This window comes from Paenibacillus sp. NPDC056722 (genome assembly GCF_042790635.1).
GTDB lineage: Bacteria > Bacillota > Bacilli > Paenibacillales > Paenibacillaceae > Paenibacillus_AQ > Paenibacillus_AQ agri.
In genome coordinates this window covers 114,078-133,229 of sequence record NZ_JBHTYV010000012.1, presented here as the reverse complement: position 1 = coordinate 133,229, position 19,152 = coordinate 114,078, and the positions used below count along the sequence as shown (strand labels likewise).

The 19,152-nt window shown below is 45.1% G+C and carries 23 protein-coding genes and 1 riboswitch; of the genes, 18 read left to right on the top strand and 5 right to left on the bottom strand.

Annotated elements, in window-relative coordinates; all coding sequences use genetic code 11:
* Window positions 1–14: 14 nt before the first annotated feature.
* The 6 genes from ACFRAM_RS23275 (at window position 15) to ACFRAM_RS23250 (ending at window position 4,252) form a co-directional block, all read left to right on the top strand.
* On the top strand, window positions 15–944 hold the full coding sequence (locus tag ACFRAM_RS23275) for an ATP-binding cassette domain-containing protein (RefSeq protein ID WP_379468556.1): 930 nt from the start codon (window positions 15–17) through the stop codon (window positions 942–944).
* A gap of 2 nt (window positions 945–946) precedes the next feature.
* The gene (locus ACFRAM_RS23270) at window positions 947–1,849 is read left to right on the top strand and encodes an ABC transporter ATP-binding protein (protein ID WP_379468553.1); all 903 of its coding nucleotides are present in this window, start codon (window positions 947–949) and stop codon (window positions 1,847–1,849) included.
* On the top strand, window positions 1,842–3,131 hold the full coding sequence (locus tag ACFRAM_RS23265; protein ID WP_379468551.1) for an ABC transporter permease: 1,290 nt from the start codon (window positions 1,842–1,844) through the stop codon (window positions 3,129–3,131). The genes ACFRAM_RS23270 and ACFRAM_RS23265 overlap by 8 nt, the downstream gene beginning before the upstream one ends.
* A gap of 37 nt (window positions 3,132–3,168) precedes the next feature.
* Window positions 3,169–3,387: a hypothetical protein gene (locus ACFRAM_RS23260; protein WP_379468549.1), complete on the top strand. Its 219-nt coding sequence runs from the start codon at window positions 3,169–3,171 to the stop codon at window positions 3,385–3,387.
* 296 nt (window positions 3,388–3,683) lie between these two features.
* On the top strand, window positions 3,684–3,905 hold the full coding sequence (locus ACFRAM_RS23255) for a hypothetical protein (RefSeq protein WP_379468547.1): 222 nt from the start codon (window positions 3,684–3,686) through the stop codon (window positions 3,903–3,905).
* Window positions 3,906–3,922: 17 nt separating this feature from the next.
* Window positions 3,923–4,252, top strand: coding sequence for a hypothetical protein (locus ACFRAM_RS23250; RefSeq protein WP_379468545.1), 330 nt, complete (start codon window positions 3,923–3,925; stop codon window positions 4,250–4,252).
* A 126-nt stretch (window positions 4,253–4,378) separates the two neighbouring features.
* Here ACFRAM_RS23250 and ACFRAM_RS23245 read toward each other — a convergent pair whose 3' ends face one another.
* The 3 genes from ACFRAM_RS23245 to ACFRAM_RS23235 form a co-directional block, all read right to left on the bottom strand.
* Complete coding sequence (locus ACFRAM_RS23245; protein WP_379468543.1) at window positions 4,379–4,873, bottom strand: hypothetical protein; 495 nt, start codon at window positions 4,871–4,873, stop codon at window positions 4,379–4,381.
* A 119-nt stretch (window positions 4,874–4,992) separates the two neighbouring features.
* Window positions 4,993–5,799, bottom strand: a complete 807-nt coding sequence (locus ACFRAM_RS23240; RefSeq protein ID WP_379468541.1) for a DUF6973 domain-containing protein — start codon at window positions 5,797–5,799, stop codon at window positions 4,993–4,995.
* A gap of 496 nt (window positions 5,800–6,295) precedes the next feature.
* The gene (locus ACFRAM_RS23235; protein ID WP_379468539.1) at window positions 6,296–7,189 is read right to left on the bottom strand and encodes a helix-turn-helix domain-containing protein; all 894 of its coding nucleotides are present in this window, start codon (window positions 7,187–7,189) and stop codon (window positions 6,296–6,298) included.
* A 125-nt stretch (window positions 7,190–7,314) separates the two neighbouring features.
* Here ACFRAM_RS23235 and ACFRAM_RS23230 point away from each other — a divergent pair, with 125 nt between their 5' ends.
* The 9 genes from ACFRAM_RS23230 to ACFRAM_RS23190 all read left to right on the top strand — a co-directional run bounded on the left by ACFRAM_RS23230 (window position 7,315) and on the right by ACFRAM_RS23190 (window position 16,575).
* Window positions 7,315–8,700, top strand: coding sequence for an MATE family efflux transporter (locus ACFRAM_RS23230; RefSeq protein ID WP_379468537.1), 1,386 nt, complete (start codon window positions 7,315–7,317; stop codon window positions 8,698–8,700).
* 56 nt (window positions 8,701–8,756) lie between these two features.
* Complete coding sequence (locus ACFRAM_RS23225; RefSeq protein ID WP_379468535.1) at window positions 8,757–9,386, top strand: sugar O-acetyltransferase; 630 nt, start codon at window positions 8,757–8,759, stop codon at window positions 9,384–9,386.
* 41 nt (window positions 9,387–9,427) lie between these two features.
* A complete protein-coding gene (locus ACFRAM_RS23220) occupies window positions 9,428–10,039 on the top strand; it encodes a sugar O-acetyltransferase (protein WP_379468533.1) in 612 nt (203 codons plus the stop codon).
* The gene (locus ACFRAM_RS23215) at window positions 10,023–11,243 is read left to right on the top strand and encodes an MFS transporter (RefSeq protein ID WP_379468531.1); all 1,221 of its coding nucleotides are present in this window, start codon (window positions 10,023–10,025) and stop codon (window positions 11,241–11,243) included. The genes ACFRAM_RS23220 and ACFRAM_RS23215 overlap by 17 nt, the downstream gene beginning before the upstream one ends.
* Window positions 11,244–11,250: 7 nt before the next feature.
* Window positions 11,251–11,814, top strand: coding sequence for a sugar O-acetyltransferase (locus ACFRAM_RS23210; protein ID WP_379468529.1), 564 nt, complete (start codon window positions 11,251–11,253; stop codon window positions 11,812–11,814).
* A 686-nt stretch (window positions 11,815–12,500) separates the two neighbouring features.
* Window positions 12,501–14,003, top strand: coding sequence for a spore germination protein (locus ACFRAM_RS23205; protein ID WP_379468527.1), 1,503 nt, complete (start codon window positions 12,501–12,503; stop codon window positions 14,001–14,003).
* A 23-nt stretch (window positions 14,004–14,026) separates the two neighbouring features.
* Window positions 14,027–15,226: a Ger(x)C family spore germination protein gene (locus ACFRAM_RS23200; protein ID WP_379468525.1), complete on the top strand. Its 1,200-nt coding sequence runs from the start codon at window positions 14,027–14,029 to the stop codon at window positions 15,224–15,226.
* A 2-nt stretch (window positions 15,227–15,228) separates the two neighbouring features.
* The gene (locus tag ACFRAM_RS23195; RefSeq protein WP_379468523.1) at window positions 15,229–15,477 is read left to right on the top strand and encodes a hypothetical protein; all 249 of its coding nucleotides are present in this window, start codon (window positions 15,229–15,231) and stop codon (window positions 15,475–15,477) included.
* Window positions 15,478–15,480: 3 nt separating this feature from the next.
* On the top strand, window positions 15,481–16,575 hold the full coding sequence (locus ACFRAM_RS23190; RefSeq protein ID WP_379468521.1) for a GerAB/ArcD/ProY family transporter: 1,095 nt from the start codon (window positions 15,481–15,483) through the stop codon (window positions 16,573–16,575).
* On the opposite strand, the gene ACFRAM_RS23185 is transcribed toward ACFRAM_RS23190, so the two are convergent.
* Window positions 16,564–17,010, bottom strand: a complete 447-nt coding sequence (locus ACFRAM_RS23185) for an RNA polymerase sigma factor (RefSeq protein ID WP_379468519.1) — start codon at window positions 17,008–17,010, stop codon at window positions 16,564–16,566. The two genes, ACFRAM_RS23190 and ACFRAM_RS23185, sit on opposite strands and share 12 nt — an antisense overlap.
* Window positions 17,011–17,048: 38 nt before the next feature.
* Entirely contained in the window at window positions 17,049–17,546 is a 498-nt protein-coding gene (locus ACFRAM_RS23180; protein WP_379468517.1) for a hypothetical protein, read from the bottom strand.
* A gap of 273 nt (window positions 17,547–17,819) precedes the next feature.
* Here ACFRAM_RS23180 and ACFRAM_RS23175 point away from each other — a divergent pair, with 273 nt between their 5' ends.
* From ACFRAM_RS23175 to kdpF, 3 genes are all read left to right on the top strand, one after another.
* Window positions 17,820–18,119: a hypothetical protein gene (locus ACFRAM_RS23175; protein ID WP_379468515.1), complete on the top strand. Its 300-nt coding sequence runs from the start codon at window positions 17,820–17,822 to the stop codon at window positions 18,117–18,119.
* Window positions 18,116–18,302, top strand: a riboswitch (cyclic di-AMP (ydaO/yuaA leader). It overlaps the preceding gene by 4 nt.
* A 205-nt stretch (window positions 18,303–18,507) precedes the next feature.
* Window positions 18,508–18,927 carry a hypothetical protein gene (locus ACFRAM_RS23170; RefSeq protein ID WP_379468513.1) on the top strand — a complete coding sequence of 140 codons (420 nt, stop codon included), beginning with the start codon at window positions 18,508–18,510 and terminating at the stop codon, window positions 18,925–18,927.
* A gap of 125 nt (window positions 18,928–19,052) precedes the next feature.
* On the top strand, window positions 19,053–19,130 hold the full coding sequence (gene kdpF, locus ACFRAM_RS23165; RefSeq protein ID WP_379468604.1) for a K(+)-transporting ATPase subunit F: 78 nt from the start codon (window positions 19,053–19,055) through the stop codon (window positions 19,128–19,130).
* Window positions 19,131–19,152: the final 22 nt, after the last annotated feature.

Sequence of the window (19,152 nt, the reverse complement as noted above, 5' to 3'; positions counted from 1 at the left end):
GTGGAGGTACTGAAATGGCACAATTGGCAATCGAGCTGCGAAATGTAAGCAAAAAAAGGCGCAACAAAACGATTGGTCCACTTAATTTGGGCCTGCCGAAGGGGCATATCATTGCACTTGTCGGCCAAAATGGCTCCGGCAAAAGTACATTGCTGCAAATGCTCCTCCAGCTGACACATCCCGAGGAGGGCGAAATTCTCTGGTTCGACAAAGCCCATAGCGATGGCATCCCGGTAGAGGTGCGACAGACTATGGCCTATGTACCAGAAAACTCGCTTACCGAAGAGAATCACTGGAGTGCCGAGGAGGCCGCAGCCTTCCGCAGCCATTGGTACCCGCAGTGGGATCAGCCTTACTTTCAGGAACTGATGCATACCTTTGAGGTTCCACGGGATATCAAGCTGGGCAAAATGTCCAAGGGGGAGCGCCGCAAGTTCGAGATAGCTGCAACTCTGGCTGCAAAGCCGCAGCTGTTGTTGCTCGATGAGCCCTCTTCCGGGCTGGACCCTTTTGCGTGGAAAGCTATGATAGAGGCCTTGCGCAAATATATGGATCAGCATAATGCGACGATCCTGATCTCCACCCACATCGTGGATGAGGTGAGAAGGCTCGCCGATTATATTGTGCTTATGCACAAGGGCCAACTGCTGGGCATGGCTGATAAAGACAGCCTGTTCGGGGCTTGGAGCGAGGTTTGGGTGAATGTGGCGGATCAGGAGGAGCTTACCGAGCTTGCGGCGGAACTTCCGGGTACGCTGAACCACACAATGGATGGCAAAGGAGTGGCCTCGTTCGTTACCGGTCAATTTGAACAAATTGAGAAACGCTTGCACCATATGGGCGTAAAGGTAGTTAAGAGCCGCGTGTTGGAGCTGGATGAGATTTTGGGCTTATGGACACAGGGATATCGTCCAATTCTGGTTGATGACAAGAAAGGGGACTGAAGATGGAAGCTTTGAAGCTGGAGCAAGTAGTGAAGCAGTATGGAGAGAAAACCGCTGTAAATCAAATTAGCCTGAAGGTAAATGAAGGGGAGATTTATGGATTGCTTGGCGCCAATGGTGCGGGCAAGACAACAACCATGCGTATGGTGCTGGGGTTGATTTATCCCGATGAAGGCAAGATTCTCTACAATGGAAAATCATTTAACAGTGAGCTTCAGCGCATTATGGGCTACCTACCAGAGGAGCGCGGATTGTATCCGAAGGTAAAGATTAGTGACCAGATCACTTATTTGGCCCAGCTTCGCGGCATGTCAAGGAGCGAGGCCGACAAGAGCCTGCGTTACTGGTTGGACCGCTTCGAAGTTCCTGAGTATTACAACAAGAAGATTGAAGAGCTTTCCAAGGGAAATCAGCAAAAAATGGGCTTTATCGCTGCGGTTGTCCATAAACCTCAAATCCTCATTCTCGATGAGGCTTTCAGTGGCCTGGACCCTGTAAATGTCGAACTGCTCAAGGACACAGTCAAGGAATTACGTGATCAAGGTACGAGTATCCTGTTCTCCACACACCGGATGGAACACGTCGAAGAGCTCTGCCGGAATATCACCATTCTCGATCGCTCCAATACCGTGGTGCAAGGTGAGATCCGTGAGATCAAGAAGGGGTATCCACGCGAGCAGGTGCTGCTTCGCACCCCTGGTGAAGTTTCCGGACTGGAGTCTATTGCAGGCGTAACAGCTGTGAAACGACAGGAACGGGGTTATTTGCTGACAATCAGCGAGATTGAAGCCGCACAGCGCATTTTACAGCAGGCAATCGGACAGGGTGAAGTGGAGCATTTTGAAATTAAGGAACCGACATTAAACCAAATCTTTATCCGGGCGGTGGGTGAATCTCATGAATAAGATGGGGACAATTATCGGCTTTACCTTTAGGAATAAAGTAAGAACGAAATCATTCATGATTACTACGTTGATTATCGTATTGCTGCTCAGTATCGGGATGAACATCCCGTACATGATTAAAGTGTTCAAGGGTGATGATACCGCTAGTGGTACGGCAGGAAGCACCGCAGTGATCGGACTTGTAGCTGACAGCGGAAATCCGGCAGCTGAACTGCTTAAGGCTTACAATCCTCCAGCAGGAATCCCGAAAATTACGCTGAATTCTTATGCCGCAAGTGATGATCCCGAGCTAAAAAAGGCGCTGGATGACGAGAAGGTGCAGGGCTACCTCTCTCTGGGAACAGCATCCGCTTCAGGTCTGCAGGAAGTGACCTACTTCAGTCGCGATGGCAAGCTTAAAGGGGAAGTGCAGTCCTATCTGCAAGTGGCATTGCAGCAGGTTAACGCACAGCTTATCGCCGGAGATAAGCTGACGTCAGAGCAGATCAGCGCGATGAATACGCCGGTAGCGATTGGTACCAAACAGCTCAGCACGACAGGTGAGGTAGAAGCAGAACCATCCCATCCTGCTATCAATTACGTGATTGTATATGTGCTTTTAATTCTGTTCTTTATGTCGATTATGATGACAGGCAATATGATCGCAGCAGAAATTACTTCAGAGAAGAGCTCTCGTATTATGGAGATTCTGATCACAAGCGCTTCGCCACTGGCGCAGATGTTCGGTAAAGTTATCGGGATCTTCCTGGTTGGATTAACGCAAATTGTAATTATCGCTGCGGCAATTGCCGCCAACCTGAAACTGCCGCATAATGCGACAATTATGAGCGACTTTGATCTGAATTTCAGTCAGTTTAATGTTGGTTTACTGACATATGGCATCATCTTGTATATCCTGGGCTACTTCCTCTTCGCTCTTATGTACGCAGCCGTTGGCTCCATTGTCAGCCGTACTGAGGATCTCGGACAGGCGATTATGCCGATCATGATGCTGGGCTTTGCAGCTTTCTACATCCCGTTATTCAGCATCGCTAGTCCAGATACCCTGTTGGTCAAGGTGGCAAGCTTTGTACCATTCACCTCTCCATTGACTCTGTTGCTGCGAATTGGTGTGGGTAGTATAGCGTTGTGGGAAATTATCGTCTCGCTGGCGATTCTCCTGGTAACGACGTTCTTCTTCGGCTGGCTCGCCGCGAAGATCTACCGCACCGGTGTCCTGATGTACGGTAAACGCCCGAGCATTAAGGAAATCAGAAAAGCAATGAAAGCTTACAAAATTTGATTTGGTTTCACCCATATCCGAAAGGGGATTGATAATAATGAATGCAAATAACGTTCAGAAAACCAATGAAGAGAAAAACCAGATCGGTGCGTTTCTATTCTTCTCCTCCATGTTCTGTTTTTTCGGTGCTTGGATGGACCCCGGTGATTCCGGGCTACGGCTGGGAATCAAGATCGGAGTGGGAGTTTTGGGTGCGGTAGGCGCGGTATGGGGACTATACCAGTATGGGAAGCTGCGTCAGAAGGAGAAAAAATAAAGATGTGAAAGAACAAAAACCTTGTTGGCCGCTCATCCGGTCAACAAGGTTTTTTGCTATGCTTGAAGGCGTTATAGCAATATTCTATCAACCTTACATCTGCCGTACAGGCTCTGAAAAAGACTAGAAACATATTTGAGAGAAGAGAGGTTATTGAGCACTGCTATTAGTAGTATATTGTAAATACTCAGGCCGAACCCATCATTTTTCCAGAACAAACGTCATTCTCTTTAAGTCGTGCGTGGGATTACAAGTCAGTTCATGCTGATAATAAACCAATCATTTTGGGGGATAAAGTGCTTAGTATTGTTCCTATGGCGATGATAGATAAAAAATCTGGGCAGAGAAAATGGTTCAGCCCGCATTATCCTGATAACGTCATTATTGAAAATGAGAGAATTATTTTTTGCGAAGGCGACAGTGTATTTGCGGTAGACATTAATACTGGTAAAGATGAATGGTTTTTTAAAATGAAGCATGACAACATGAACATTCCTGCAGTTCATAGGGGGAAGTAAGGAAAGAGTATCAAGTAATGATATCGTTGATATTGCCAGTAAAAAATCAAAATTTATTCTGGTTAAGCAGGGATGGCATACTCTCGATAATGAATGTTAAATCAAAACAAATAAATGTGAACGCTGTGCTGGATATTGAAACAGGTGATTATATTACCAAGAGGTTTTATGAAAGAAATGGAGTAGTGTATTTGTTCAGCCTTGATTTAAACGGTGATGATTTGAAGAACTATCCCGACGAATTATTAAGTGGCGATCGGCAAAACAGTAGCTTTGAGTTTTCTGAAAATGAGATTTTTGTTTCAACATCGGATAGTCATTTATCCAAATATGTAATCTCCAACTAAGAGTTAGAATGAATAGCAAAGGTTAGCTAGGAGCTCCGTAAACTTAAGGGGCTTCTAGTTAAAAGATCAAGTTTAGTGTTTTGCTATAAGAAAAAAGATAATCCAAGCGGATTAGGTGCTACGTATTTATTGTGCTATTGGTTTAAACTCTAAATATCTAAGACTGTCCCGTAAATTTACATGGAGCTTATGTTTGTCGTCATTTTCTATGGATAAATAGTCTTGGTTCTTTCTTTCAATGGAAAATCCCAACCTATAATCCATGTCTTGAACATAACACACGATCTTTCTATTTTTAACGAATATTATTTGTTGCATGGCTTCAGAATCAGACATACGAACTCTGCTACTTTCAAATCCAATGACCTTCTCAATGTGCGATTCATCAGTATACTCAGGGAATACATAGATTTGATCCCATTTAAAAGGAATAATATCTGATAAACGATATTCTTTTCCGTCCTCTAATGAATTAATCGAGTTTATAAATGCGTTGGAATTTTCATTTTGAAGTTTGCGTTGTGGATCAAGACGGTCGGACATAATAATAAAAACAATGGCTATAATCGGTAGAAGGATTAGCAAAAACACAAACATTGGTCTTTGTTTCTTGTTTTTCATTAATTCAACTCCCGCTTCTGATAGTGAAATGATTATAATTTTTAACCGATTAATTTGAAGGAAGACCGCTTATTAAAAAGCGGTCTTCTTAATGCGAAATTTAATAACTTACCTAATGATTAATTGTATTTTAGAATTAACATTTCACCAGCTCTAAATTTTGCTATTACTCGATCTTTCAAATCCTGATCAGATGTCCATAAAATTGAGTCTTTGAGCACACTCCAACAATCTCTACCTTTCTGATTGTTGTGGTAATCCATTCTCGTATGTTCACTGTTCTTAATACCGTCAGTGTATCGATCGTAATACCCGGGGTCATCTTGCTCTTCATGGGCATTTGCCCATAATTCTGCAGCTTGTTTGCTGATATATTTACTCATTAATGCATTCCAAATGGCATGCCGATATGCATCCTTTGCAGTACCATTTCCTTTCTGATCTTTGTAAATGCTTTCAGCAGCATATGTGTTTGCTTTGTTTCTGCAGGTGTTTACTACGAGCGCTTGAGCAGGACTGGCAATTGCTAATCCTTTTTCAAAACTTGTTAACTGAGCCCATTGTTCAGCATATCCATCGCCTATGGCTAGTAGAAAAAAAGTATTAGATTCTTTATCAAGTTTATTATCAAATTCAGCAACAATAGATAGGTCAGATAAGGTAGGATTAGCTTTTTTAAAATCTTCTATTTCCTTAAAGAGCATAACGTCATTATAGTCGAAATCAAGCGTACTATATAGAGGGTTAGATAGAACTTCATTAATGGTTAGCTGTGTTAGATCTACGATCTCTTTTGATGAAGGAGCAGTGGCATCTGTAAAAGATTGTGTATTGCTTTCGGAACTTGCCGAAATAACAGAACTGCCCATTGTAGAGACAATGGCTGTTGCTAAAGTCATCACTAAAAACTTCTTCGTTTTTCTCATGTGATAAGTCCTCTTCTCAAAATAGAATTTTTAAAATACTTAAGTAAATTTCGGAATAAATACCATATATTTCAGTAGCTTCCATAGAATAATATACATTATGTTATTTTGCAATAAAAATATGGAAAAAATAATTTATTAATATTTTATTAGTTTATTTTGTGAAATATTAAATGGGATATTTAAAAGCTAAAGAATTTTGATTTGATTTTACAATTTCAGAATGGTGATAGTGATGAAAAAACTTCATGTTCTGTTTTTTCGATGCTTGGATGGCCCCCGGCGACTTTACGCTGCTGCTGGGGTTCAAGATCGGACTGGCGGTTTTGTGTGCAGCGGGCGCGGTATGGGACTATACCTGTATGGGAAGTTACGTCAGAAAGAGAAAAAATAATGATGTGAAAGAAAAAACCTTGTTGGCCGCTCATCCGGTAACAAGGTTTTTTGCTGTGTTAGAAGGGAGTATGGTCCCCTAGATATTTTCGAATATAGTTAATTAACCCTGCTCCTTAATGATTTGTTTCCGGTAATCCTGCGGAACTAAACCCATTTGTTTCCGGAAAATAAATGTGAAATAACTTGCGCTTTGAAAACCACATGCGATGGAAATCTCGCAAATCGATCGTTTCGTTTCCTTTAACATTTCACAGCCTTTTTGAATGCGGTATCTTGTCAGGTACACGGTTGGAGTTTGGCCTACATATTTATTAAATAATGTACAGCAGCGGCTTCTACATACAGCTCCTGCGGCTGCTATATCATCAAGAGTGATTTTATACTCATAATTTTGATGGATGAAGCTCGTCATCTGCTGGACATTTGTCCATAATTGAACGTCCTCAGAATGCCCCGATTTTTGCTGCACCTGATCTCCAATGCAAGCGCACAGTGCTAAAGCCCGTGATATTAAGCGAAGGGGATTGGGCGCGGAATCCGTATGCATCTCATCATATATTTCTTGCAGGGAAGTGAGAACTTCCCGGTGCCAGCCTATTTGATTTGTAAGCAATATAAAGTCTTCCATCATGGCGCTGAACTTGTCTTCCCAGTACGTTTTTGCCAGAGATGAACCTTCGCCAAGAAGCGAGGGATGAATCACGACGACGATAAATGAGCAATCGGTATGATCGTGGGAAAATCCAAAATGCAAACGACTGCTATTCACGAAAATTCCCTCTCCTTGATCAATACGTATTGTACATCCATTAACAAAATAGTCCATAGATCCTTCAAGAACGTAAATGAACTCCAAGTCGACATGCCAATGGGCTGTAGCTGCATAATTGTGAAACTGATCCAAGCTTCCTTTTCGAATATATAAGGGTAAATCAGGGAAATTATAATTCAAACGTTCAGATAAATCAGAAAAAATCTCCAATGGATTTTTCAAAATGAAGTACTCCTTTAAACTAAATACGATTTTTATAGGATTATATTCGATATTGGTGGAAAAGAACAATGAATTTATTCTATCTTGATAGTGTGAATCATTAAATGAGGGGGAAGGGTTGTGGAGTGAACGAAAACAAACAAATCACAACAACTGTGAATCGTTCTTTCAATCGTGAGTTGATGACTTTGGTCATTCCCATTGCATTGCAGAATCTAATTTCAGCAACGGTTGTATCAGCGGATATCGTCATGCTGGGTATGATTAGTCAATCTGCGATGTCGGCTGTATCGCTTGCAGGACAGATCACTTTTGTATTGACCTTGTTTTATATGGGGCTCTCTACAGGGGCTGGTATCCTGACTGCACAGTATTGGGGGAAGAAGGACCAACAAACCATACAGCGTATCCTAAGCATTGCATGCCTGTTCTCGTTCATTATTTCTGTGTTGTTTTTTTCGTCTTCCTTTTTATATCCGGAGACATTAATGCGAATTTTTACAGATGATGGCGATTTGATTATGTATGGTGCGAGGTTTTTGCAATTAAATGCGTTCTCTTATCTTGCAATGGGCATCTCGCAGATGTATCTCAGCGTGATCAGAAGTATGGAAAATGCCAAACTTAGTGCCTGGATTAGTGCCGTATGCCTGATCTTAAACATCATCTTCAACGCTCTTTGCATATTTGTATTCTTTCCGGGTAAGCCGGAACTGGCTATCACGGCGGTTGCTCTCGCTACAGTTACCGCGCGTTCCATTGAACTGGGTTGTTGCCTTGTTCACTCCTTTACGCGGGGCCCCATCCATTTCCGCTTGCCTGTACGCGATAGTATTCAACGAAAACTATTAAGGGATTTCTTTAAGTATACCCTGCCTGTGCTGGGCAATTATATCGTTTGGGGTGGAGCTTTGACTGCGACGGCAGCGATTATCGGTCATGTTAGTGCTGATATGGTGGCAGCAAATTCAGTTGCGTCGGTGGTTAAGAATCTGGCCATTGTGTTATGTGGAGGTATTGCCAGCGGTGGAGCTGTACTTATTGGAAAATACCTGGGGAATGGACAGATTGAGAAAGCAAAGCAAGCGGGCAAGAGGATGAATCTCTATGCTCTAATATTTGGTGTGCTGGCAGGATGTACTATTTTGATGATAAAACCGCTGGTATTCTACATGGTGAATTTAAATGAAGTTGCGCAAAATCAATTGAATGGAATGCTTTATATCTGTGCTTATTATTGTATTGCAAAGTCCTTTAATTCTAATACCATTGCAGGTATCTTCACCGCTGGAGGAGATTCCAAATTTGGTTTTTGGTGCGATACTGTCGTGATGTGGGGCATTATATTGCCACTTGCTTATCTCTGTGCTTTTGTCTGGCAAGTGTCTCCCCTTGTGTTGTACGTCGTTATTAGCCTGGATGAAATCATTAAGCTGCCTGTGGCGTATATTCGATTTCGCCAATACAAATGGCTAAACAATATTACTAGGGATTTTGCGGAAGTCGGATAAGAATTGGATCCATGGCTTCTAAAAGAAAAATATGAATTATAAAGGGAGAATAACCTATGAATATTCAAGAACGAATGGCAAGCTGCCAGCTATTTACTGACCATGATCATAATTATCCCGAGGAAGCTGAAGCTCTGGCACGTGCACGTCAGCGCGGCAAAGCAATCTGTTATGAAATCAACCGCTTGCATCCGGATGATTTGGAAGGACGCAAGTCTTTAATGAAACAACTCTTTGGGAGCATGGGCGATAATGTATGGATGGAACCTCCAATTCGCATGTCGTATGGTTCAAATACTACCGTAGGTAACAATGTGTATATCAACTTTAACTTAACCGTTGTAGACGATTATAAAGTTACCATTGGAAACGATGTGATGTTTGGTCCAAATGTAACGATCGCTGTGACCAGTCATCCCGTACATCCTGAAAAGCGCAAAGAAGGAGCGATGTTTGCTCTGCCCGTAGTTATCGAGGATGGGGCTTGGATTGGTAGCGGTGCAATTATTGTTCCAGGAGTCACAATTGGAGCGGGCAGCGTGATTGGAGCCGGGAGTGTCGTAACTAAGGATATTCCCGCCAATGTAATAGCCGTCGGTAATCCCTGCAAGGTACTCCGTGAAATCACGGATAACGATAGAATATATTATCACAAAAACATGCGCTTCGATCAGGTTGAGTGGTGACTCATCATTCCTAAAATCAGTATGTAAAAGGAGTTCGACAAATGAACATTAAAGATAAACTTCACAATGGTAGTTTATACTTGCCTGGCGATGAGCAACTCAGTAAAGAGCAGACGATTTGCCTAGAACGACTTTATGATTTTAATATGACCCGACCATTAGAATTTGAGAAAAGAGTAGCTCTGCTTCAAGATATGTTTGCAGAAATAGGTGAAGGCTGCTATATTGAACCGCCATTCCACTCGAATTGGGGTGGTAAGCATGTACATTTTGGCAGTAATATTTATGCAAATTTTAATTTGACTTTAGTAGACGACACCCATATACATGTTGGTGATTACACGATGTTTGGACCAAATGTAACTGTAGCAACAGCAGGGCATCCAATTCTACCTGAACTTCGAGAACAAATATATCAATTCAATGCCCCTGTCTACATTGGGAGAAACTGCTGGATAGGAGCTGGCGCGGTTATACTTCCAGGTACTTCTATTGGGGATAATACGGTAATTGGCGCAGGGAGTGTTGTTACCAAGGATATTCCTGCAAATGTTGTAGCCGTGGGTAATCCATGCAGAGTTCTTCGTGAAATTAATGAACGCGATAAAATGTATTATTTCAAGGATCGCAGAATAAATGAAGACTATTTATAACCAAAACGCCCGAATTGTTCGTAACTTCTTATTTCTCTTATTTGCTCTACCGGGGGTAATCTTTGCTTCGTGGGTGTCTAGGACTCCTGATGTTCGAGATTTACTGCAAGTATCAACTGCAGGTATGGGTATCCTTATATTTGCACTAGCAGCAGGTTCGCTTGCTGCTTTGCTTTTGGCCGGTTCGATTATTGCCCGTAAAGGTGCACGGTTTGTTATATTAATTAGTTCTTTCATGATTGCCACAGGTTTTATAACGATTGGAATCGGTGCGGCTACGGCAATAGCAGCTGTTGTTACAGGCGGACTGCTGTTATTTGGTTTCGGTTATGGAACTGCGGAGGTGGCATTAAATGTTGAGGGTGCTGCAATCGAAAAGAAAATGGATCGAACACTCTTACCGGCGTTTCATGGTTTTTTTAGTGTCGGGACACTTATTGGAGCTCTGCTGGGAGTAGTAGCGCTTGCCATTCAACTGCCGATTCTGCTCCACTTTTCAATCCTCGCCTTGCTGATGGCGGTTATAGTTGTGTATTCCATTCGTTACTTACCAGAAGGAACTGGGAGAGAACAGAAGGAAACTACAGATCAAAAAAGATTCAATATAAAGTCACAGTTTGAGGTGTGGAAAGAAAAACGGACCTTGCTCATTGGTATTATGGTTTTAGGTATGGCGTTTGCTGAAGGTTCTGCTAATGACTGGTTGCCACTTATCATGGTAGATGGTTATAGTGTCAGTTCATTGGAAGGCTCCTTTATTTATGGCTTGTTTGTTACAGCTATGACCATAGGACGCTTTGTAGGGGGATCGCTATTAGATCGTTATGGAAGAGTTCGTGTTCTGTCGGGATGTGCAATTTCGGCCATTTTGGGATTGGTTTTTGTAATCTGGGGACAGCATTATTGGGTTGCTTCGGCTGGTGTACTCTTATGGGGATTCGGCGTTTCACTTGGCTTTCCAGTAGGTTTGTCTGCTGCAGGAGATGAATCCCGAGGTGCTGCTGCAAGAGTGAGCGCTGTGGCTACAATGGGTTATCTTGCATCTTTGGTAGGTCCACCAGTACTAGGTTTTCTCGGAGAGCATTTTGGGTTATTACGTGCAATGATTGTAGTTCTACTGGGGATTGTTGTCTCAGGATTTCTGACCCGCTCCGCAAAGCCGGTACGAAATTCAGAAAATTCACTTTACGATATTAGGGGATAGGAAATATATGAAAACAGAAAAACAAAAGATGCTGGATGGAGAACTATATGAAGCTTGGGATCCTGAACTGGTGCGTGAGCGGGCCTATGCCAGAAGGATGACACGGATATACAATCAGACAACTGAAGCAGATGATGAAATGAGAGTTCAGATGCTTAAAGAACTGCTTGGGTCGACTGGGAAAAACATAGGTATGGAGGCGAATATCCGATTTGACTATGGCTATAACATTCATGTAGGTGAAAACTTCTTTTCAAACTTTGATTGTACGATTCTCGATGTCTGTGAAGTGCGCATAGGAGACAACTGCATGTTTGGCCCGGGTGTTCATGTGTATACAGCCACACACCCTGTGGATCCTTACGAACGGATTAAGGGACCCGAATACGCCAAACCTGTGAGGATCGGCAATAATGTATGGGTTGGCGGACGAGCTGTTATTAATCCGGGAGTGAAAATTGGAAATAATGTCGTTGTTGCCTCAGGAGCAGTAGTAACTAAGGATGTTCCAGACAATGTGGTAGTTGGCGGTAATCCTGCAAGAGTCATTAAAAATATCGACATTGGATAATAAATGATATCGTTGTCCACCCATTCACTGTAAAATTCCATGAGAAACAAGAGTAGCTCAATCAAGCTTAAGGGGCTTAACTTTTAAAATATCAGAACTGATTTAAAACGATAATAAAATAATAATTCTCATAAATAGTTTATAAGTGTAATTAACGGCATTTTTGTACCTTAAATCGTCTGCAGCGACCGTTTCGTCGAGATTAAGTGCAATATTGTACCTTAAATCTTTCAGAATACCCCGTTCAGCGCGCTTCTTAGGAAAATAAGATACGATAATGCCCTTATTTCCCTCTTTCGCCTATATTAAAGGGAAATAAGGTACAAAAATGCTTTTAGTTGAGGAGGCGACCCCTCTTTTCCACTGTTAAGGCGGCTGGCTGATGGTGGATTTACCGCTTCTAGTGGTTGAAATCTGTCGACAGTCTATGTTCCGGTGCTAGCTGTCCTATGGGAAGTCTTCAGGCGAACGCTTTGCGCCAGCAGTTCCAAACATCCCCATTCTGAAGAGGGAGCAGTTTGTTAAATGCAATGAATAGCATGAACCGGAGCCTACAATGTGGCTCCGGTTTTTTATTTACCTCAAAACCATCACTATACTGCTCACCCCCTTTATTGGCGTATACTCCCTTGCCGCACGGGTCACAATAAGTACAACCTAATTTTGCTAAATGAGAGGTGGCTTCCATGCAACTGGTATCGGATTCCGGAAAATTGCTGGACGCTGATCTACACAATAATATTCGGTCGATACGGGAAGCATTGGGGGGCAGTCCGGATCTAATTGTGCGAGAGATGGTGCTGGCCGATCAGTGGGGAGTGGCCTTGCTGTTCATGAACGGTCTGGCTGATCGCACCATGATCCAGACATCTGTACTGAAATCACTGACTAACCTGGGGGCGCTAAAGCCTGAGCAGGAGTCATCCTTCAGGGAGGCCCCGCTGGCCTATCTGAAGGAAAAAGCCCTTACCGTGGGAGACATCGGCTATGTCGATGGGATAGACGCTCTGTTCACACATCTCCTGTCAGGAGATGCCATTCTTCTGCTCGACGGATATGCGGAGGGGCTCCGAATCGGGGTGACCGGACGCGAAGACCGGACCGTGGGCGAGCCGACCTCCCAGCCGAGCATTCGCGGGCCGATGGATGCTTTTACAGAGAATATTCAGACTAATATCTCGCTCATCCGCCGCAGGATCAAGGACCCGCAGCTATGGCTTGAAATCCACCCCATTGGCACAATAACGAAGACTAGTGTCGCTATTATGTACCAGAAAAATATTGTGAGCGGGCAGATCCTTCAAGAAGTGCGCACCCGGCTGGATGCTATCGATATTGATAGCATTCTGGAGAGCGGCTATATCGAGGAGTTCATTCAGGACAAGACGTCGACTCCATTTCCTACCGTATACAACAGTGAACGTCCAGATACCATCGTGGCGGGAATCCTCGAGGGGAAAGTGGCGATCATCATAGATGGTACGCCGTTTGTCCTGCTCGTTCCAGCGCTCTTTGTACATTTCTTGCAGACTCCAGAAGACTACTACCAGCGCTCAGACATTAGCACCCTGATTCGGATGATCCGCTTTATGTCCTTTTTGATTGTTCTACTTGCCCCGTCATTCTACATCGCTATTACAACCTTTCATCAGGAGATGCTGCCCACGAATTTGCTGCTAAATCTGGCCGCGCAGCGGGAAGGCGTCCCTTTTCCGGCTTTTATTGAGGCGTTGATGATGGAGATTGTTTATGAAATTTTGCGGGAAGCCGGCATACGGATGCCAAGAACGGTAGGCCAGGCCGTGTCCATTGTAGGCACACTAGTCATCGGGCAGTCTGCGGTAGAAGCGGGCATTATCTCCGCGGCGATGGTCATCATCGTGTCTATTACGGCGATTTCAAGTTACGTCATTCCGGCGAATACAATGTCTATTTCTGTGCGAATGATCCGGTTTGTATTGATGGGGCTGGCCGCTTCATTTGGCCTGTTCGGTATTCTGGTGGGGGTTATCATCCTGGTGCTGCACCTGAATACGCTCCGCTCCTTCGGCGTTCCTTATCTGAGCCCGCTCGCTCCGTTTAATCTGGACGCTCAGAAGGATTCACTGTTCCGCTTGCCTTGGCCAGCTATGCGCAATCGGCCGAAGATGTACAACCGCAAGAACCCGGTGCGGCAATCACGCAAATAAATAGCTATCGTTGAGGTGCATCCATGAAACGTATTACAGGGGGGATTTTAGCGGCAGTAGTGATCCTTGTGCTGTTGACAGGGTGCTGGAGCCGCCGGGAATTGAATGAGCTGGGCATTGTGTCGGGCATCGCAATCGATAAATCCGGGGATCAATACCATTTGACCGTACAGGTGGTTATACCGGATCAGGTGAATAGCCGGACGGGCAAGCAAGATATTCCGGTGGCGGTTTATAAGACGGTGGCACCGACCCTCTTTGAAGCTTTCCGCAAGCTGACAGAGACAAGCCCCCGAAAGATCTATACTGCCCACATCCGTACACTGGTTCTAAGTGAAGAGGTGGCTCGGGACGGCATTGCCAAAGTGATAGATATTCTGGTACGGAATCCGGAGACAAGACCGGATTATTACGTATTGATCGCTAGGGATGCTTCAGCAGAGGATATTCTGAAAGTCCTGACACCGCTGGAGAAAATCCCTGCGGAGGCGTTATTCTATTCGCTGGATACTTCAACCAAGGTCTGGGCACCAGTGGCTGCAGTGACCGTTGACACGTTGATGGACCAGCTCATGACTACGGGAATGAGTCCTGTGCTGCCGGGGATCTCCATTTTGGAGAATGATAGTTCGGATACTAAAACTGAGGATATGAGACTTATCGATCATCCGGTAAAACTGGGGTATTCAGGCATGGCAGTCTTCCGTAATGACAAGCTGATTGGATGGATGACCAAGGACGAAGGTAAAGGCTATAACTATATCAGAAACACGGTTAGCAGCACGGCAGGGCATTTGAAATGTCCGGATGGCAAGTATATTAGTCTGGAAATTATCCGCTCAAACACGGAAATGAAAAGTCGCCTGGAGGCGGGTAGACCTATCATTGAGATCAGCGCCAAAATGGAGGGCAACATCGGGGAATTGGAGTGCAGTCTGAACATTAATGATCCAATGGTGCTGGAACAGCTACAAGCTGCTGGAGAACAGGACCTGGAAGATTTGATGAGGAAATCGGTTGAGGTGGTCCAGCGCCGTTATAAAGTCGATGTTTTCGGGTTTGGACAGGCGATTAATAACGCATACCCCAGGCTGTGGAAGAAGATGGAACCGCGATGGAATGATGAATTTCCCCATCTGAAAGTGGTGTATAAGGTGGATGCTCATATTCGTAACACAGGCATGATCAGCAATTCGATTGAGCGTCGGATGAAGGAGAAATAGACATGACACTTACGATCATTGTCGTCAGTTGTTGGTCCCTCGCCATCGCTGCCTTCGAGCTCCCTCCCTTGATCAGGAAAGGCTGGGCGCGAGAAACGCTAATTTTCACAGTTATGCTGGTTGCCGGGGCAATCTTCAGTATTGTGGCTTTACAAGGAATCCAGACACCCAGTCCAATGAGGGTTCCTGAGCTGATCTACAAACCACTGTATCAATGGATGCAGCACATTCTACAGGTAAAGGATGATTAAGGCATGGAAAATGGGAGAATCAGCTCCAGACAACTTGCTGTGCTGGTCATCTACTTTATTATTGGGGATATGCTGTTGATTCTGCCCTCGCTCACGATATCGGCGGCCAAGCAAGATGGATGGATCTCCGGAGGAATGGGCCTTTTGATCGGATGGCCCATCGCCTGGTTTCTGTACCGGTTCAGCCGCTTGTTTCCCAAGCTGACGATTATTCAATATAATCGGCGTCTATTGGGGAGATGGATCGGTGGGCTGATTTCTTTATTTTACCTGTACTATTATTTGGTTACTACAGCGATGCTGCTCCGGGAAGCCGGTGATTTTCTCACTACGCAGATTTTTACGGAGACGCCGATCAACGCGATTCACTTCATGATGATCATTACGTTGGTGTGGGGGACGAAGAGTGGATTGGAAGCTATAGCCCGGTCGGGAGAGACTTTTTTTCCTCTATATATCTTCCTGTTTCTGGCCCTGTTCGTTCTGTTGCTGCCTCAAGCCGAATTGTCCAGACTTCAGCCTGTAATGGGTGAGGGACTTCGGGCGATTACACATGGTTCATTATACAGCAGCACCTTTACGTTCTGTGAGCTCAATGCTGTGCTTATGTTCCTACCCTATGTGGTTACCAGCAAGACTACGGAAAGGGATTATTTAATCGGGGTTTTCCTTGGAGGGATGGCTATCTGTTCTATTATCTTGCTTACCCTTCTCGTGATTGGACCTAACCTGGCCTCTAGTTATCTCTACGCTACCTATGCCGCCGCACAAAAAATCAACGTGGGGAACTTTCTGCAGCGGGTGGAGGCCATACTGGCTATCAATTGGATTTTATCTACATTTTTCAAAACAATCCTGGACTTCTATGCTTTCCTGCTCGGGACCGCGCAACTCTTCAAGCTACGTGATTATCGTCCGTTGTCTATTCCTGGGGGCATGCTTGTCTTTGGGTTGGCGTTCGCGATCACGACCAATACCGTTTATTTCGATTATATCGTTGATTATTATATCTTCTGGGATTTCACCTGTGCGTTTGTCCTTCCGCTGATGCTATATATGGTGTACAAGTTCAGGAGCCAGACGATGTTAAGCAAGTAGTGAGGAAGAATCGTGGGCCGTGCGCATGTCTTCGCGCAGGGCTCTTAGCTGTATCTTCAGCTCCGGGACGGGGAGATGCAGAATGGTGCTGATATCTGCCAAGGGAAGGCCCAAGCCGTAGCGCAGTGCGGAGAGGACGAGCCGGTTGCCCGCCGGCTGTCCAGGCTCGCCCGCCAGGCGTGCGGCGGGCGTAAGTGAGCATTGCGACAGGCAGGTCTGGTAGACCTGGATGGAGCCGGGCAGGGAAGAACCAGGCGTTAGCCGGGAGGACCTGCCCAGCGCTGTGAAGGTGTGGACCGCAGCCTGCTCAGCGAGCTGCGGGTCCTTCAGCAGCAGGATACACAGAGTGTAGACGCTGTCTGCGTATTGCTCCACCAGCCCGCGGAAGGCGGGCAGGGAGCGGCGGGCTGATTTTGCGGGTAAAGGGGCGGACATCGTGCGCACCTTCCTTTCGAAGTGGAAGAATGTTGACATTACAGAATGGAATAATAGGCGACGGAGTGTTCCACCAGCCAGTCTGTGTCCATGCTGATCCATGCTGGCGGCGATGAGGAAGCTCCAGGAAGTTGTTCCACGGATAGATGGAGCAGCTTAGACTTTCGATTCTCCTGCCGGAACATTCCGGCAAGGACAGGCGGGTACAGAGTTGCCTGCAAATCCTGCAAGGCGGTCTGTACCATTGCAAACTGGCTCGGTTGCCAGCTCTGGCTGGTAACCTGCGTAACCCCGACAGCTTCACTCAGGCTACATTGCCGGATACACCGCAGAAAGTTACCCCATCTTACCAGGTCGACCCCTTTTCCCTCGGCTAGGATGCTGCACAACCCCCAGCCGCAGTCTCTCTGACAGGATAACTTCAGGATGATGTACAATGGTTTTTCACAATCGGCTGTGGAGCCATGGATAGCCGCGGAAGCAGGGACAGCAAAGAGTTCTATTCGTGTCAGCTTATGATGTTGTTCTATGTCCACTTTGAATCCTCCCCGAAGCGGTAGCCCATTTAATAACTATGGCCGCCGTCATCGCAACACAATACGCCAAAGTACACCCGCGTCAGGCTCTTCGGATCCAGAAGTTCTGGATGTGTACCAAAATAATAGTTGTTCATTTCCTTTTAGCTAATGATGTGATCGTAATCCGAATCATACGCCGCACCGCTTTCTTTTGTAAAAAGAGAAAATCTTTCATAGTAACGTCTATCCGCGGAATTTCAGCAACCAAGGGAGAGAAAGGGGACTAAAAGCATGTTTATTGCCCGTTATGAGGCCTCTATCTTCCTCAAGCACCGCTTTTCATATTTACACGGAAAACGGGCGAAAACCTTGAAATCCCATCCTTTGGAGAAAAAGATTTCTGATCTGCCTAAAATTTTCGATAATCGTGACAAAAACGTGAAAATAGGAGAAATAGAGAGATTGAACATCAAGAAAGCGCTACCTGATATGAAAAGGGTTTTCTTTATGCATTATTTTGGCATCCTTGACGTTTTACAAGAATTCCTGCGCGAGAGTATGATTACATCTGTTTCAACCACAACCGAATAGTTGATCCGCTTAATTTCCGTCAAGGAAAGCGGGGGAACCAACAATCGGCAGCCGATGTGAGAGTCGGAGCCGGTTATGGGGTGAATCCTGTATGGATGCGTCAAATGTGCATCTGTGCGGGTAGGGCGACTCTCACCGCCCGAATCCGACAGCTAACCTCGTAAGCGTATGTAGAGAGGATGAGTGCAATGTGACCGTTAGCGAGCCACAGAGGTAATCCTTTGTGGTTTTTTGCTGTGCTTTTATAAGCAAAACGCTTGTAAGGCAGCGTCTGGTGACGTGACACAGCCACAGATGGCTGTGCCCGAAAATGACGATAGGTCATGATCCTTTCGGAGATTTTCGTTGCCTCCTTGTTGTTGTACTAGAGCAGGAGGAGATAAGAGATATGGCGGATCAGATAGAATATGTGCTGGTATGCGCACCGACAAAAGCCGGAGAGCATTTTATCAAGATTTTAAAATTTAGAGGCATCCCTGTAGCAGGGTTGACGAACAATCAGGAGGAGAAGGAGCGTTTAGAGGAACTGGGAGTTGAGAACACTATTCTTGTAGATACCCGTCACCAGAAAACGTGGTTTCGTCCATCTTTTCCAGTAAGCCGTGTCTATCTGTTCGAGAGCAGCTTTACGCTGTGCTGCCGTTACATCCAGATGTGCCGGGCCTGGACCACACAGCCCATCTTTGTCATCACATCCTCCTTGAATCCCAGATTGGTCTATAAAAGACTGGGTGCAAGTTATGTCATCTATTCCCATAGCGGGGATGCCGTTTTTTTGGCGGATAAATCATCCCGTGATCAGGGATAAACAAAGGGGCTGGAAACAATGCTGGACCTGTATATGATTGCTGCGCTGGCCGTTACGTACGGCTTATTCTATGGATTTGTACAATGGTGTTCGAATGTAGCCCGGGATGCAGGGGGGCATGAGCGGTGATTGTGATTATTGCTGTGACTTTGCTGCTGTTCATCTATCTGGTATATGCGCTGATTCACCCGGAGAAATTTTAGCTACATCTAACGCTAGGAATGG

What these genes read in the sequence shown, in the direction of transcription:
- ACFRAM_RS23275 (WP_379468556.1), top strand. Translation starts at nt 15, where the DNA reads ATGGCACAATTGGCAATCGAGCTGCGAAATGTAAGCAAAAAAAGGCGC.
- ACFRAM_RS23270 (WP_379468553.1), top strand. Translation starts at nt 947, where the DNA reads ATGGAAGCTTTGAAGCTGGAGCAAGTAGTGAAGCAGTATGGAGAGAAA.
- ACFRAM_RS23265 (WP_379468551.1), top strand. Translation starts at nt 1,842, where the DNA reads ATGAATAAGATGGGGACAATTATCGGCTTTACCTTTAGGAATAAAGTA.
- ACFRAM_RS23260 (WP_379468549.1), top strand. Translation starts at nt 3,169, where the DNA reads ATGAATGCAAATAACGTTCAGAAAACCAATGAAGAGAAAAACCAGATC.
- ACFRAM_RS23250 (WP_379468545.1), top strand. Translation starts at nt 3,923, where the DNA reads ATGATATCGTTGATATTGCCAGTAAAAAATCAAAATTTATTCTGGTTA.
- ACFRAM_RS23245 (WP_379468543.1), bottom strand. Translation starts at nt 4,873, where the DNA reads ATGAAAAACAAGAAACAAAGACCAATGTTTGTGTTTTTGCTAATCCTT.
- ACFRAM_RS23240 (WP_379468541.1), bottom strand. Translation starts at nt 5,799, where the DNA reads ATGAGAAAAACGAAGAAGTTTTTAGTGATGACTTTAGCAACAGCCATT.
- ACFRAM_RS23225 (WP_379468535.1), top strand. Translation starts at nt 8,757, where the DNA reads ATGAATATTCAAGAACGAATGGCAAGCTGCCAGCTATTTACTGACCAT.
- ACFRAM_RS23220 (WP_379468533.1), top strand. Translation starts at nt 9,428, where the DNA reads ATGAACATTAAAGATAAACTTCACAATGGTAGTTTATACTTGCCTGGC.
- ACFRAM_RS23215 (WP_379468531.1), top strand. Translation starts at nt 10,023, where the DNA reads ATGAAGACTATTTATAACCAAAACGCCCGAATTGTTCGTAACTTCTTA.
- ACFRAM_RS23210 (WP_379468529.1), top strand. Translation starts at nt 11,251, where the DNA reads ATGAAAACAGAAAAACAAAAGATGCTGGATGGAGAACTATATGAAGCT.
- ACFRAM_RS23205 (WP_379468527.1), top strand. Translation starts at nt 12,501, where the DNA reads ATGCAACTGGTATCGGATTCCGGAAAATTGCTGGACGCTGATCTACAC.
- ACFRAM_RS23200 (WP_379468525.1), top strand. Translation starts at nt 14,027, where the DNA reads ATGAAACGTATTACAGGGGGGATTTTAGCGGCAGTAGTGATCCTTGTG.
- ACFRAM_RS23195 (WP_379468523.1), top strand. Translation starts at nt 15,229, where the DNA reads ATGACACTTACGATCATTGTCGTCAGTTGTTGGTCCCTCGCCATCGCT.
- ACFRAM_RS23190 (WP_379468521.1), top strand. Translation starts at nt 15,481, where the DNA reads ATGGAAAATGGGAGAATCAGCTCCAGACAACTTGCTGTGCTGGTCATC.
- ACFRAM_RS23185 (WP_379468519.1), bottom strand. Translation starts at nt 17,010, where the DNA reads ATGTCCGCCCCTTTACCCGCAAAATCAGCCCGCCGCTCCCTGCCCGCC.
- ACFRAM_RS23175 (WP_379468515.1), top strand. Translation starts at nt 17,820, where the DNA reads ATGTTTATTGCCCGTTATGAGGCCTCTATCTTCCTCAAGCACCGCTTT.
- ACFRAM_RS23170 (WP_379468513.1), top strand. Translation starts at nt 18,508, where the DNA reads ATGGCGGATCAGATAGAATATGTGCTGGTATGCGCACCGACAAAAGCC.